At 67.4% G+C, this 13,117-nt stretch carries 12 protein-coding genes; 6 read left to right on the top strand and 6 right to left on the bottom strand.

From position 1 onward, the window contains the following. Positions 1-36: 36 nt before the first annotated feature. Complete coding sequence (gene carA, locus DA69_RS09970; protein WP_025978574.1) at positions 37-1,197, top strand: glutamine-hydrolyzing carbamoyl-phosphate synthase small subunit; 1,161 nt, start codon at positions 37-39, stop codon at positions 1,195-1,197. Next, positions 1,198-2,166, top strand: a complete 969-nt coding sequence (locus tag DA69_RS09965) for a hypothetical protein (RefSeq protein ID WP_025978573.1) — start codon at positions 1,198-1,200, stop codon at positions 2,164-2,166. Positions 2,167-2,172: 6 nt separating this feature from the next. Here the strand turns inward: DA69_RS09965 and DA69_RS09960 are convergent, their stop codons facing one another. Then, complete coding sequence (locus tag DA69_RS09960) at positions 2,173-2,436, bottom strand: hypothetical protein (RefSeq protein ID WP_025978572.1); 264 nt, start codon at positions 2,434-2,436, stop codon at positions 2,173-2,175. A gap of 186 nt (positions 2,437-2,622) precedes the next feature. Beyond that, positions 2,623-3,834 carry a patatin-like phospholipase family protein gene (locus tag DA69_RS09955; protein WP_025978571.1) on the bottom strand — a complete coding sequence of 404 codons (1,212 nt, stop codon included), beginning with the start codon at positions 3,832-3,834 and terminating at the stop codon, positions 2,623-2,625. A gap of 172 nt (positions 3,835-4,006) precedes the next feature. Here DA69_RS09955 and dnaG point away from each other — a divergent pair, with 172 nt between their 5' ends. Further along, the gene (gene dnaG, locus DA69_RS09950; RefSeq protein WP_025978570.1) at positions 4,007-5,881 is read left to right on the top strand and encodes a DNA primase; all 1,875 of its coding nucleotides are present in this window, start codon (positions 4,007-4,009) and stop codon (positions 5,879-5,881) included. A 75-nt stretch (positions 5,882-5,956) separates the two neighbouring features. Continuing rightward, the gene (gene rpoD, locus DA69_RS09945; protein WP_024353668.1) at positions 5,957-7,879 is read left to right on the top strand and encodes an RNA polymerase sigma factor RpoD; all 1,923 of its coding nucleotides are present in this window, start codon (positions 5,957-5,959) and stop codon (positions 7,877-7,879) included. Between the two features lie 213 nt (positions 7,880-8,092). On the opposite strand, the gene DA69_RS09940 is transcribed toward rpoD, so the two are convergent. The 4 genes from DA69_RS09940 to DA69_RS09925 form a co-directional block, all read right to left on the bottom strand. Next, positions 8,093-8,446 (bottom strand): DUF1428 domain-containing protein, encoded by a 354-nt coding sequence (locus DA69_RS09940; protein WP_024353667.1) that lies wholly within the window; start codon positions 8,444-8,446, stop codon positions 8,093-8,095. Between the two features lie 200 nt (positions 8,447-8,646). After that, positions 8,647-9,141 carry a VOC family protein gene (locus tag DA69_RS09935; protein ID WP_025978569.1) on the bottom strand — a complete coding sequence of 165 codons (495 nt, stop codon included), beginning with the start codon at positions 9,139-9,141 and terminating at the stop codon, positions 8,647-8,649. After that, on the bottom strand, positions 9,138-9,614 hold the full coding sequence (locus DA69_RS09930) for an SRPBCC family protein (RefSeq protein ID WP_025978568.1): 477 nt from the start codon (positions 9,612-9,614) through the stop codon (positions 9,138-9,140). Before DA69_RS09930 ends, DA69_RS09935 begins: the two co-directional genes overlap by 4 nt. A 3-nt stretch (positions 9,615-9,617) precedes the next feature. Continuing rightward, complete coding sequence (locus DA69_RS09925; protein ID WP_025978567.1) at positions 9,618-10,061, bottom strand: VOC family protein; 444 nt, start codon at positions 10,059-10,061, stop codon at positions 9,618-9,620. A gap of 93 nt (positions 10,062-10,154) precedes the next feature. Here DA69_RS09925 and DA69_RS09920 point away from each other — a divergent pair, with 93 nt between their 5' ends. Together DA69_RS09920 and DA69_RS09915 are read left to right on the top strand one after the other, a co-directional pair. Then, entirely contained in the window at positions 10,155-10,844 is a 690-nt protein-coding gene (locus DA69_RS09920) for a winged helix-turn-helix transcriptional regulator (RefSeq protein WP_025978566.1), read from the top strand. Positions 10,845-11,017: 173 nt separating this feature from the next. After that, positions 11,018-13,015: a DEAD/DEAH box helicase gene (locus DA69_RS09915; protein ID WP_025978565.1), complete on the top strand. Its 1,998-nt coding sequence runs from the start codon at positions 11,018-11,020 to the stop codon at positions 13,013-13,015. The last annotated feature ends 102 nt before the right edge of the window (positions 13,016-13,117 follow it).

Genomic DNA, 13,117 nt, shown 5'->3' with positions numbered 1-13,117 from the left:
TTGTCCGCCCGTATTCACTGCTAGGAGCCCTGCGCCATGACGACTCAAATCCTGTCCGGCGCCACCGGCGTCCTCGTGCTCGCAGACGGAACGGTGCTGTCGGGAATCGGCGTCGGGGCGACCGGATCGGCCGTGGGTGAAGTCGTCTTCAACACCGCCATGTCGGGCTATCAGGAAATCCTGACCGATCCTTCGTACATGAGCCAGATCCTGGCCTTCACCTTTCCGCACATCGGCAACGTCGGCGTGAACCTGGAAGACGTCGAGCAGATCGGCGAGGCGCCTGAGCGCGCCGCGCGCGGCGTCATCCTGCGCGACGTGCCGACTGAGCCGGCCAACTGGCGCGCCACTGGAAGCCTGGATGGCTGGATGGCGTCGCGCGGCGTCATTGGTCTGGCCGGCGTGGACACCCGCGCCCTGACCCAGCTGATCCGCGAGAAGGGCGCCCCGCACGCCGTCATCGCCCACGACCCGGAAGGCCGGTTCGACCTGGAGGCCCTGACGGCCCAGGCTCGCGACTGGAAGGGCCTGGTCGGCCTGGACCTGGCCAAGGACGCCTCGACGACCCAGGCCTTCGAATGGACCGAGGGCGCCTGGGAATGGCCGACCGGCTACGCCAAGCCTGAGGCCGGCGACAAGTCGGTGGTCGTCGTCGACTATGGCGTCAAGCGCAACATCCTGCGCGCCCTGGCCTCGACCGGGGTGAAGATCACCGTGGTCCCCGCCTCGACCACGGCCGAGGACATCCTGGCCCGCAATCCTGACGGCGTGGTCCTGTCGAACGGTCCGGGCGATCCGGCCGCGACCGGCGAATACGCAGTGCCCGAGATCAAGAAGCTGCTGGATAGCGGCAAGCCCTTGATGGGCATCTGCCTGGGCCACCAGATGCTGGCCATCGCGCTCGGCGCCAAGACGCTGAAGATGGAACAGGGCCATCACGGCGCCAACCACCCGGTCAAGGACCTGACCACGGGCAAGGTCGAGATCGTGTCGATGAACCACGAGTTCTCGGTCGACGGCGCCAGCCTGCCCGAGGCGGTGGTTGAAACACATGTGTCGCTTTTCGATGGCACAAACTGCGGCATCGCGATGAAGGACCGTCCGGTGTTCAGCGTGCAGCATCACCCGGAGGCCTCGTCGGGTCCGACCGACAGCCTCTATCTGTTCAAGCGTTTCGTGGATTCCATGAGGGCGTAAATGGCTTCACCGGCGGCGAAGTCGGCCTATCTGGGCTGGGTAACCGCCGCGATCGCGGGCGAGAGGGGGGCCTCTCCGACCTTTGCGGCGGCTGAGCATGATCTGATCCTGGGCTACGCCACCGGCTATGAAGCGGCCGATGTGGCGGTCTTTGTGCGTTCCTTGCGGGCGGTCTACGCCGGGCCCGTCGTGCTGGTGACGGATCAGGAGCCGGCGCTTCTGGACTTTCTGGCGCAGCATGGCGTGGAGTCTGCGCCGCCGCCTTCGGCCTGCAACGGCGTCTGGCGTCCGCATCCCGTAATGCAGCGCTTCGCCGCCTTCGACGCCCTGATGAGCGAGCGGCCCTGGGCGCGCCAGGTGTTGCTGACGGACGTGCGCGACGTGGTCTTTCAGGCGCCGCCGTTCGATCCGCCGCCCCAGAAGCTCGAGTTCTTCGTCGAGTATGACGGCGGGCTGAAGGGGCATGCCTTCAACATGAAATATCTGCGCGGCGTCGGTGGCGAGGCCGTGGCGCGCGCTTTGGCGGACAAGCCATGCGTCTGTGTCGGCACTGTCGTGGGGCCGCGCGCGTGCATGATCCGTTTTTGCCGCACCTTGTTGATGCTGGCGGCCATCCCCCGGTCGGAGATCGGCGGCGCCTTCGGAGCGGATCAGGCGGCGTGCAACATCGCTCTGCACCTGGGCCTGATCGAGGGAGAGACGCGGCCCAACTACGGCCGCATCGCCACCGTCGGCCTGACGCCCGGCGACGCGCTGTCGCTGGACGGGACGGGCCGGATCGTGAACCCGGACGGCGGGGTCAGTCCAATCGTGCACCAGTATGATCGCCACCCGGCGCTGATGGCCGCCATGCACGAGCGCTGGGGGCAGGGTTTCGAGGCGCGCGAGCGACGTCGGGGCAAGAGCCTGTCCGAGCGGGGGCGCAAGCTCAGAGATTCCGTCGCGCGACGCCTGCCGGAGCTGCGCTGAGGCGTCCTAGGGCAGGAAGGCCGGTTCGGCGCGACGCAGGGCGGCGGCCTTGCTGACGGCGACGCAGGCCGCATGCAGCCAGTAGTCGGCGTCCTCGCTGCGGTTCTCCTGACGCCTGAGCAAGCCGCGCTGACGGCGCAGGGCGGCGTTGGCCAGCAGGCGGGCGTGTAGCGCGCGCGGGTTGAGCAGGGGAACAGCGGGAGAGCCGGGGACGGCGACGGCGTCGGGGCCTTGGGGCTCCACCGCCGGGCGGGCGATGGCGATGAACATGGAGAATACCCATCTGAAAACGGCGGTGGTCGCGGTCCGCGACGGGGCCGTCCGGCAAGCGTCTCCGTTTCTCGGAGACGTTAGAAGAATCCACAGATGCTGTGGATAGTTCCGCTGTTATACGAGAAATATTGTTCGTAATCAGATGGTTGTGGTCGCATTGCGGTCAATATGATTAATGAAGTCCTAATGTCTCGGCGGAGCAAGGACCACCGTGGCCGGCGCCTGCTCGCCGGATCGACGGCCTGTAGGGTGCGGTTCGGACGGGTCGACGCGCCGGTCGAAGGCGCGGCCGGCCAGGGCTTCCGCCTCGCCCGTCTGGAACAGCGCGGTCATATGAGCCTGTGTGAAATCCAGGGTGTTGGCCTCGGCGTGGTCAGGGATGGCGGCGACCGCCAGCGTCAGATCATAGCGGCGCGCGAACTGGGTGATGGCCGTCAGATCCGAGCGTTGCAAGGCCTTCATCATGGTGTCGAAGCTGCGGGCGGCGATGCTGATGGCCGAGATGCGCGAGACCTCGAAGCGCGGGTCCCACTTGCCGTTGACCACGATCCAGATGCGAGCGTCGTCCAGCGGGCGGACGTTCGGCGCGTCCAGCAGCAGGGCCTGGGGCACCACCAGGAAGCTGGACACCGTGCCGCCGTCCACGTGCAACTCCTGAATGCGGCGCCCCTGATGCTCGACATTCAACAGCACGGGCGGAAAGGCGCCGGGGATGCTGGCCGAGGCGATCAGCACATTGACGAACAGCAGACGCGAGGCCTCGTCGTTTTGCTGGGCGATGGCGCCCATGTCCCAGACGACCTGGGTCTGGGTGTCCAGGCTGGTGGTCGAGACGTAGAGGCGACGGCCCTTGCGATGCTCCTCGGCGATGGCGGTCAACAGCTCGGGCGAGATGTTGTTCAGCACCAGATTGGTCAGAGGCTCGGGCTTGAACACGCCCGGCAACGTCAGGGCCAACAGGCCGCGCGATTTCAGCAGGTCGTCCGTCTGTCCGCTGGTGTAGGCGTGCTCCAGCGCCGCGTCGAACCGAGGGCCGGCGAAGACGAAGGGGGCGATCAGGGCGCCGGTGGAGACCCCGGTCACCACCTCGAACTGGGGCCGGTCGCCGGCCTGGCTCCAGCCGACCATGACGCCAGCGCCATAGGCGCCGTTGGCTCCGCCGCCTGACAGGGCCAGGATGTCGAACGTCCCGTCCGTCGCTGCGTTCTGGGCCCTGACCGTCTCGCGCACGAAGCGGTCGCGCGCCTCTGCCGTCAGGAAGTCGTAGCGCCACGGCGGGCTGGCGGCGGCCAGATCGGCGGCGTCGAAGGCCGGGCGCGGGATCGTCTGGCAGGCGCCGAGCGTCAGCAGAACCGCCGGCGAGAGCATCAGGATCAGAAGACGAAGACGGCGCATGGTCGCAAAGGCTCCGGCGAGGCTTGAATGAGTTAAAGCCCAGACGCTCGCCCGAAGGAAGTCAGCGGTTGTCCCCGCACTTATCCCCAGGCGAGGTTTTGCTCGGGGGCCGTCCGGTCGGCGCAGCGGCGGGGGCTGGCTTTCGCCCGCCATCGGACGGCATAGGTCCAAGGTGCGATTTGACGAGCGGTTCATTGAAGAGCTGAAGGCCCGCCTTCGGCCGTCCGACATCATCGGGCGGACGGTGAAGCTCAAGCGTCAGGGACGCGAGTTCGTCGGCCTGAGCCCCTTCTCGAAGGAGAAGTCGCCGAGCTTCTTCGTCAATGACGACAAGGGCTTCTTCCACGACTTCAGCTCTGGCAAGCACGGCGACGTCATCACCTTTCTGCAGGAGACGGAGCGGCTCAGCTTCGTCGAGGCGGTCAGCCGACTGGCGGGCGAGGCCGGGATGCAGCTTCCTGCCGAAGACCCCCACGCCGCCGAGCGCGAACAGAAGCGTCAGGGCCTCGCCGACTGGATGGACCTGGCCCAGAAGTGGTTCGCCGCCAATCTGCGCCGCAACGTCGGCAAGGCGGCGCGCGAGTATCTGGAAAAGCGCGGCCTGCCCGAGGACCAGTGGGAGCGCTTCGGCCTGGGCTATGCGCCCAACGACCGCGAGGGGCTGAAACAGGCATTGGTCCAGCGCGGGGCGCGGCCGGGCGATCTGGTCGAGGCCGGGCTGCTGATCGCACCCGAGGGCGGGGGGCAGCCCTACGACCGATTCCGCGACCGGCTGATTTTCCCGATCCTGGACGCGCGCGGGCGCATCGTCAGCTTCGGCGGCCGGGCGATGAACCCCGACGACCGGGCCAAATATCTGAACGGGCCGGAGACGTCGCTGTTTCACAAGGGGGCGACCCTCTACGGCTTGCCCGAGGCGCGGCGGATCATGGGGGCCGAGAGCCGGGGCGAGCAGGGGATCATCGTCGTCGAGGGCTATATGGACGTCATCGCCTGTCACCGGGCGGGGCTGCCGGCTGTGTCGCCGATGGGCACGGCCCTGACCGAAGAGCAGATGGCGGTGCTTTGGCGCGTGTCGTCCGAGCCGGTGCTGAGCTTTGACGGCGACGCGGCGGGCCTGCGCGCCGCCTATCGCTCGATCGAGCGGGCCCTGCCGCTGCTGAAGTCTGGCAAGTCCTTCCGCTTCGCTCTGCTGGAGGGCGGGCAGGATCCGGATGATATCCTGAGGGACAAGGGGGCGCCGGCCTTGCGTCAGGCCATGGCGTCCACGCGGTCCTTCGCCGAGGTGCTGTTTCGCCGCGAAGTCGAGGCTGAACCGCTGGATACGCCCGAGCGCAAGGCGGGGCTGAAGGGGCGGCTGCGACAGGCGGCCAATGCTGTGCAGGACAAGGATCTGGCGGAGCAATATCGCCGCGACTTGTTCGACCGTTTCGACGCCCTGTTTCCGCGCCAGCCGCGCCCGCAGCCGCAGGGCGGTCGACCGGGGCCGGGCGGGCGCTGGCGCGGCCCGCCGCCGCTGCAGGGGCAGACGGCGGAGGGCGCCCAGGCCATGCAGGCCCTGTTCCGCTCCATAGAGCCGATCGCGGCGGCTCTGGCCCACGGGGCGCTGGACGACCCGGAGCGGCTGGACGACCACATGGAGGCGGTGGCCCGCTACGGCTTCGGCGATCCGGCGTTGGACGGGCTGGCGCAGGAGATGGTGCGTCTGCGTTTCTCGGGCCGGACCCTTGACTCCGCCGCCCTGCGCCGCCATCTGGCCCAATCGGGTCATGACGCCATGTTGCGCGAGGTCGAGAAGGCGGCGGCGAAGTCCGGCGCGCCATTCCTGGCTACAGACAAGCCCCTCGGCGAGGCGAGGACCCGGTGGTCGCAGGCGTTCGACGCTCTGACCCGCGCAGCGGCGTTGGACGAGGCGCTCGCTTCGGCAAAGTCGGAGGCCCACAAGGCTTTCGACACCTCGGCTTTCGCTCTGGTGAAGGCCGAGCGCGATGCGTTGCGACGGGCCATCAAGACCGGAACGATTTGGGAAGACTCGGCTTCTTCGTAGTGAACGAAGTTGTCGGGCGTTGTATTTTCGCCGCAGGGGCCTGATCACCCCCCGTCGGCCGTGGAGACAGACTGAATGAGCGCGCAGACCGAGACGCAGGACGCCGAAACCAACACCGACGGGCCCCTGCTCGATCTCACCGACGCCGGGGTGAAGAAGTTCATCCGCCAGGCCAAGACGCGCGGCTATGTCACGATGGAGGAGCTGAACAAGGTCCTGCCGTCCGAAGAAGTCACGCCGGACCAGATCGAAGACATCCTGGCCATGCTGTCGGAGATGGGCGTCAACGTCGTCGAAGCCGAAGAGGACGCCGCCGAGGCGACCGGCACCGACGTCGCCGCCGCCGCCGAGACCTCGGTCGCCGAAGCGCCCGCCAAGTCCGCCTATGACCGCACCGACGACCCGGTGCGGATGTATCTGCGTGAAATGGGCACGGTCGAGCTGCTGAGCCGCGAGGGCGAAATCGCCATCGCCAAACGCATCGAGGCCGGCCGCGACGCGATGATCTCGGGGCTGTGCGAAAGCGCCCTGACGTTCGAAGCCATCATGGTGTGGCGCGAGGAACTGGCCAACAACCGCATCCTGCTGCGCGAAGTCATCGACCTGGACGCCACCTACGGCATCCTGAACCCCTCGTCCCTGCCGCATAACCAGCCCGCCCCGGCCCAGCCGACCGGCGAGCCGGACGGCGACGGCGAAGAGGACGACGACGAGGACTTCGACGACGGCGGCGCCATGTCGATCTCGGCGCTGGAAGCCGAACTGCGCGACGGCGTCATGGAGGTGCTGGACGCCATCGCCTCGGACTTCGGCGAGTTCCGCAAGCTGCAGGACAAGTTGGTCGAGGCGCGCCTGAAGGGCGATGTCCTGACCGCCAAGGACCAGAAGACCTATGAGTCCCTGTCGACGGCGATCTCGGACCGTCTGAAGACGATGAAGCTGAACAACGCCCGCATCGAGGCGCTGGTCGAGCAGCTCTACGCCATCAACAAGCGTCTGATCGGTCTGGAAGGTCGCCTTCTGCGTCTGGCTGACGGCTACGGCATCTCGCGTCCGGAATTCCTCAAGGCCTATTTCGGCTCGGAGACCGACCCCAACTGGGCCGAGCGCATCAAGGAGATGGGCGTCCGCTGGACCAAGTTCAGCGAAAACGAGACCAGCCAGATCGGCGACATCCGCAGCCGGATCGCCGCTGTGGCGTCCGAGGCCGGGGTGCCGATCGACGACTATCGCCGCATCGTCCAGATGGTTCAGAAGGGCGAGCGCGAGGCCCGTCAGGCCAAGAAGGAAATGGTCGAGGCCAACCTTCGCCTCGTGATTTCCATCGCCAAGAAATACACCAACCGCGGCCTGCAGTTCCTGGACCTGATCCAGGAGGGCAACATCGGCCTGATGAAGGCGGTCGACAAATTCGAGTACCGCCGCGGCTACAAGTTCTCGACCTACGCCACCTGGTGGATCCGTCAGGCGATCACCCGCTCGATCGCCGACCAGGCCCGCACCATCCGCATCCCGGTGCACATGATCGAGACGATCAACAAGATCGTCCGAACCCAGCGTCAGATGCTGCATGAGATCGGCCGCGAGGCGACCCCGGAAGAGCTGGCCGAACGTCTGGCCATGCCGCTGGAAAAGGTCCGCAAGGTGCTGAAGATCGCCAAGGAGCCGATCAGCCTTGAGACGCCCATCGGCGACGAGGAAGACAGCCACCTGGGCGACTTCATCGAGGACAAGAACGCCATCCTGCCGATCGACGCCGCGATCCAGTCGAACCTGCGTGAAACGACGACCCGCGTCCTGGCCTCGCTGACCCCGCGCGAAGAGCGCGTCCTGCGGATGCGCTTCGGCATCGGCATGAACACCGACCACACCCTGGAAGAGGTCGGCCAGCAGTTCTCGGTCACGCGCGAGCGCATCCGTCAGATCGAGGCCAAGGCCCTGCGCAAGCTGAAGCACCCCAGCCGGTCGCGGAAGCTGCGGAGCTTCCTGGACTCCTAAACGAGACGATGAAGATCAAAAGGGCGGCTCCGTCGGAGCCGCCCTTTTTTGTTTCTCCTCCCCATGAAATGGGGAGGTGGATCGGCGGCGTAGCCGTCGAGACGGAGGGGCCGATGGCTTCCGCTGTCGCAAGCCCCTCCACCACTTGGCAGCTCCGCGCCGCCCTTCGGGTCGTGGTCCTCCTCCCCACGATGTGGGGAGGAGAGCGCCGCTTTACTGCTTCTCGTCGAAGATGGTCTCGAAGCCGCCCCACATCATGCGCTTGCCGTCGAAGGGCATGTCCATATTCGCCATGGCGGGGTCGTCCTGCATCTTGGCCCAGGCGTCGTCGGCGGTCTTCTTGTCGGGCCAGATCAGCCAGGAGAAGACGACGACCTCGCCGTCCTCCAGCTTCACCGACATGGGGAAGCTGGTGACCTTGCCGTCGGGCACGTCTACGCCCCAGTTCTCGACATGGGCCAGAGCGCCGTAGCCCTTGAACAGCGGCCAGGCGACGCGGGCGGACTCGATGTAGCGGTCCTTGTTCTCGACCTTCACGGGGGTCAGGAAGCCGGTGATGTAGGTCATCTTGGTTTCTCCTTCGGAGGTTGGCCCCTATCGCTCGCCGCGCGGCGGCTCGCTGCTTGAGGGGCGGGGCGGTCGTGTCGTGGCGGGAAGCAACTGATCATTCAGGCCGCGTCGGGTCGAGAAGGCGGAGCCTTCTGACCGCGGCCCACTAGAACAGGCCGCGTCGGGTCGAGAAGGCGGAGCCTTCTGACCGCGGCCCACTAGGAAGAAGCCGCGTCTGCGGCGGCGTCCAGGGCGGCGATGTCGATCTTGTGCATGGTCATCATCGCCTCGAAGGCGGCCTTGGCGCGGGCGGGGTTGGGATCGTCGTAGAAGGCCATCAGGCGACGCGGCGTGATCTGCCAGTTCACGCCCCAGCGGTCCTTGCACCAGCCGCAGGCGCTTTCGGCCCCGCCGTTGCCGACGATGGCGTCCCACAGGCGGTCGGTCTCGGCCTGATCATCGGTCATGATCATGAAAGACACGGCCTCGGTCTGGGGGAAGATCGGGCCGCCGTTCAGCCCCATGTAGCGCCTGTCGGCCAGGGTGAACTCGACCACCAGTTCGGCGCCTTCAGGATTGGAGGGATTGTCAGCCGGGCTGGCGACGACGCGGTCGATGCGGCTGTCGGGCAGGCCGAGCGAGACGTAGAACTCGGCCGCCTTCTTCGCCTGGCCGAGATCGTACCAGATACAGGGAATGATCTTGTCGTTCATGACGCGCTCTCCTGCGGGGTGAGGTTTTCGGCGACCTGAGCCAGTTGGTCGGCGGCGGCGCCCCACCCGGTCTCGAAACCCATGTCGCGGTGGGTCAGCATGGCTTGCTCGCTCCAGTGGCGGGCGCGGGCGGTGTAGCGCGTGCCGTCGCCCTCGGGCTCGAACGTGTCGATGCGGACGAAGTTCATGTCGCCGGGCTGCGGAATCCAGCCCTCGGTGAAGGCGCTGGTCGTCACCAGGCGGCGGCCCGTCTCCACCTGCAGCACCACGCCGCGATACTCATGCCGCTCGCCCTCGGGCGACTCCATGACGACATCGGCGCGGCCGCCGGGGCGCAAGTCATGGTCGACCGACACCGTGCGCCACGGGCGAGGCGTGAACCATTCGGTCCCGTGCCGGGTCCAGGCGCGCCACACCCTCTCTGGCGGGGCCTTGATGAAGCGGCTGACGGCGAGTTCGTAGAGGCCGCTCACGGCTCAGCCCCCGCCGACCTGAGCGGCGAAGCCTTCCGGACCTTGCGCGGCGGCTTCCGGGTCCATCCACATGATCTCCCAGATGTGGCCGTCGGGGTCGGCGTAGCTGCGGCCGTACATGAAGCCGTAGTCCTGTTTGGCGCTGGGGTCGGCCTGGCCGCCGGCCTTGGCTGCGCGATCAACGACGGCGTCGACGGCCTCGCGGCTGTCCTCGGACAGGCAGAGCAGCACCTGGGCCGTCTTGTGGGCGTCGGGGATGGCGCGGTCGGTGAAGGTGGCCCACTTCTCATGCGTCAGCAGCATGGCGTGGATGGTGTCGGAAAAGACCATGCAGGCCGCCGTCTCGTCCGAGAACATCGGGTTCTTCTTCGCCCCCACCGCCTCATAGAAGGCGACGGAGCGCGCCAGGTCGGCGACGGGCAGGTTGATGAAGATCAGCTTGGGCATCGGCGGTGGTCCTCCCTTGCGCGGCCCTCCCTCCCTGGACGGCCTGCTCTATGATGTTGGTCGTTCTGCGCCTTGATGTTATGTTAGTCAACCATGAAGTTAGAAAAAGTAACCAATAAGTCCGAATCCCGATCCCGGCGCTATCACGACGCCTGCGGCGCGGCGCACGGGCTGGATCTGGTGGGCGAGCGGTGGGCCTTGCTGGTCATCAGAGAACTCATGATGGGGCCGCGCCGTTTCAGCGACCTGCGAAAAGATCTGTGCGGCCTGTCGGCCAATGTGCTGACCCAGAGGCTGGAGGGGCTGGAGGCCTCGGGCGTGATCCAGCGCCGCAAGCTGCCGCCGCCCGCCTCGGTTCAGGTCTATGAGCTGACCGACTGGGGCTATGAGATCGAACCGGTCTTCATGGTGCTGGGCCGCTGGGCCGCGCGCTCGCCCCAGCACGACCCGACCCTGCCGATCAGCGCCGTCTCCATCATGCAGTCGTTCAAGACGATGTTCGATCCTGTGCGCGCGCTGGATGCGAAGATGCGGCTGGGTTTTGTGCTGGGCGAGGATCGTATGGTCGTGACTGTCGCGGACGGGGTCATCGACGCTCGGCGCGGCGAGGTCGAGGCTTGCGACGTGGTGGTGCGCGCCCCGGCCCAGGCGGTTGCGGCCGCCGTTTACGGCAAGGCGCCGCTGGTGGTTCTGGAAGGCGAGGGGACGATGGCGATCGAGGGCGATCGGGCGATGTTCGAGCGGTTCGTAGACTTCTTCCACCTGCCGGCCAAGGCCGGGTAGGGGGCTGACCTGTTTCCCAATCCGGTGGTGAACGTCGGTCGATTTGTGAAAATCGGCCCCACCGGCGCCCTTATTCGTGTATAGGGAGCGCCTTCCCCGACGCCCGGCAGGCTGCGACGCCTCGCCGGGCGCGGCCGTTTAACGGTCGCCTCATCTGAATTTCCAGGCCCTTCATGCCCTTTCCCGCGATCCATCCCGCGCTTGACCGCGCCTTGCTGAACAAGGGCTATCTTGAGCCCACGCCGGTCCAGGCGGCCGTGCTGGAAGGCCATGGCGAGGCGGATCTGCTGGTCTCGGCCCAGACCGGGTCGGGCAAGACGGTGGCCTTCGGCCTGGCCGCGGCGCCGACCCTGCTGGGCGAGGCTGAGCGGTTCGGTCAGGCGGATACGCCGCTGATGCTGGCCATCGCCCCGACGCGCGAACTGGCGCTGCAGGTCGCGGCCGAGCTGGAATGGCTCTATGCCGAGGCGGGCGCCAAGATCGTCACCTGCGTCGGCGGCATGGACGCCCGCAAGGAAGCCCGCGCCCTGAACCACGGCGCCCACGTCGTGGTCGGCACGCCGGGCCGTCTGAAGGACCACATCGATCGCGGGGCGCTGGACCTGTCGGCCGCCCGTGTCGTCGTGCTGGATGAAGCCGACGAAATGCTGGACATGGGCTTCCGCGAGGACCTGGAATACATCCTCGAGCAGGCGCCGGAGGAGCGCCGGACCCTGTTGTTCTCGGCCACCATCGCCCGCGATATCGCGATCCTGGCCAAACGCTATCAGAAGGACGCGGTGCGTATCGACACCGTCGACCGCAGCCAGCCGCACAACGACATCGAATATCGCGCCATGCGCATCGCGCCGAACGAGATCGAGCGCGCCGTGGTCAACGTGCTGCGCTATTTCGAGGCGCCGGGCGTGCTGGTCTTCTGCTCGACGCGGGATTCGGTGCGTCACCTTCAGGCCTCGCTGGTCGAGCGCGGCTTCGCCTCGGTGTCGCTGTCGGGCGAGATGGGCCAGCGCGAGCGCAATGAGGCGCTGCAGGCTTTGCGTGATCGCCGCGCCCGCGTCTGCGTCGCCACCGACGTGGCCGCGCGCGGCCTGGACCTGCCCGATCTGGGTCTGGTGATCCACGCCGAACTGCCGATCAACAAGGCGACCATGCTGCACCGTTCGGGCCGCACCGGCCGTGCGGGCAAGAAGGGGATCTCCGTCCTGCTGGTCCCGCACAGCCGTCGCCGCAAGGCCGAGATGCTGCTGGGTTCGGCCGGGGTCGAGGCCGTCTGGTCCGGCGCGCCGACCGCCGAGGAGATCCGCGCTCAGGACGAACAGCGCCTGCTGGCCGCGCCCGTCTTCGCCGAGGAAGGCTCGGACGAGGATGCTGGCCTGATCGAGACGCTGGTCAAGGAGCGCACGCCGGACGATCTGGCCCGCGCCCTGCTGGTGCTGCTGCGCAAGAACCTGCCGGCGCCCGAAGATCTGAGCGATCCGGGCGAAGGCCCGCAGCGCAAGCCGCGCCGCGAACGCGATGCGGCGGGCGGCGACGACTACGCCCCCGCCCCCTGGCCGGGCGACCGCCTGCAACCGGACGAGGTCCGCTGGTTCCGCCTGGACATCGGCCGCAACCGCAACGCCGACCCGAAATGGCTGATCCCGCTGATCTGCCGCATCGGCGGCGTGACCAAGCAGCAGATCGGCTCGATCCGCACCTTCCCGGAGGAAACGCGGTTTGAGATCGCTCTGAGCCACGCCGACGCCTTCGCCCGCTTGGCTGAGATGAGCAAGGAAGAGGCCCGCATCACCCCGTCCGAGGCGCCCACGCCCGGGTCGATGAAGGGCGCGCGCAACCGCAATGCTGAACGGGACGGCGACGCTCGCCCCTACGCCAAGAAGCCCTTCCGCCGCGACGAGGACGGCCAGAGCCGCCCGCCGTTCAAGAAGAAGCCGTGGAGCCCTGACGGCGACGCGGCCCGCAGCGCGGATGGCGAACGCCCCTTCAAGAAGAAGCCCTATGCGCCCCGCGCGGATGCGACGCCGGGCGAAGGCGGTTTCAGCAAGAAGCCGAGCTTCAAGGACAGGAACGACAAGAAGCCGTTCACGCCCAAGCCGGGCTTCAAGGGCAAACCGGACTTCAAGGCGGGCGCCAAGCCTTTCGCCAAGGGGCCGAAGGGCAAGCGGGCTTAAACACCCGCGGTTGTTTCCGCCATCCCGGCCGAAGCCTCTCTGGCGAGGCGTAGGCCGGGGACCGCCCAGGGGGCTGATGTTCGTATTCCGAGCCGTCCCGGA

The organism is Brevundimonas naejangsanensis, from assembly GCF_000635915.2.
GTDB classification, from domain to species: Bacteria; Pseudomonadota; Alphaproteobacteria; order Caulobacterales; family Caulobacteraceae; genus Brevundimonas; species Brevundimonas sanguinis.
Note: the sequence above shows the minus strand (reverse complement) of the source record. Positions and strands in the feature narration are given on the sequence as shown.

What these genes read in the sequence shown, in the direction of transcription:
- rpoD (WP_024353668.1), top strand. Translation starts at nt 5,957, where the DNA reads ATGAGCGCGCAGACCGAGACGCAGGACGCCGAAACCAACACCGACGGG.
- DA69_RS09935 (WP_025978569.1), bottom strand. Translation starts at nt 9,141, where the DNA reads ATGAACGACAAGATCATTCCCTGTATCTGGTACGATCTCGGCCAGGCG.
- carA (WP_025978574.1), top strand. Translation starts at nt 37, where the DNA reads ATGACGACTCAAATCCTGTCCGGCGCCACCGGCGTCCTCGTGCTCGCA.
- DA69_RS09940 (WP_024353667.1), bottom strand. Translation starts at nt 8,446, where the DNA reads ATGACCTACATCACCGGCTTCCTGACCCCCGTGAAGGTCGAGAACAAG.
- DA69_RS09920 (WP_025978566.1), top strand. Translation starts at nt 10,155, where the DNA reads ATGAAGTTAGAAAAAGTAACCAATAAGTCCGAATCCCGATCCCGGCGC.
- DA69_RS09965 (WP_025978573.1), top strand. Translation starts at nt 1,198, where the DNA reads ATGGCTTCACCGGCGGCGAAGTCGGCCTATCTGGGCTGGGTAACCGCC.
- DA69_RS09955 (WP_025978571.1), bottom strand. Translation starts at nt 3,834, where the DNA reads ATGCGCCGTCTTCGTCTTCTGATCCTGATGCTCTCGCCGGCGGTTCTG.
- DA69_RS09960 (WP_025978572.1), bottom strand. Translation starts at nt 2,436, where the DNA reads ATGTTCATCGCCATCGCCCGCCCGGCGGTGGAGCCCCAAGGCCCCGAC.
- DA69_RS09915 (WP_025978565.1), top strand. Translation starts at nt 11,018, where the DNA reads ATGCCCTTTCCCGCGATCCATCCCGCGCTTGACCGCGCCTTGCTGAAC.
- DA69_RS09925 (WP_025978567.1), bottom strand. Translation starts at nt 10,061, where the DNA reads ATGCCCAAGCTGATCTTCATCAACCTGCCCGTCGCCGACCTGGCGCGC.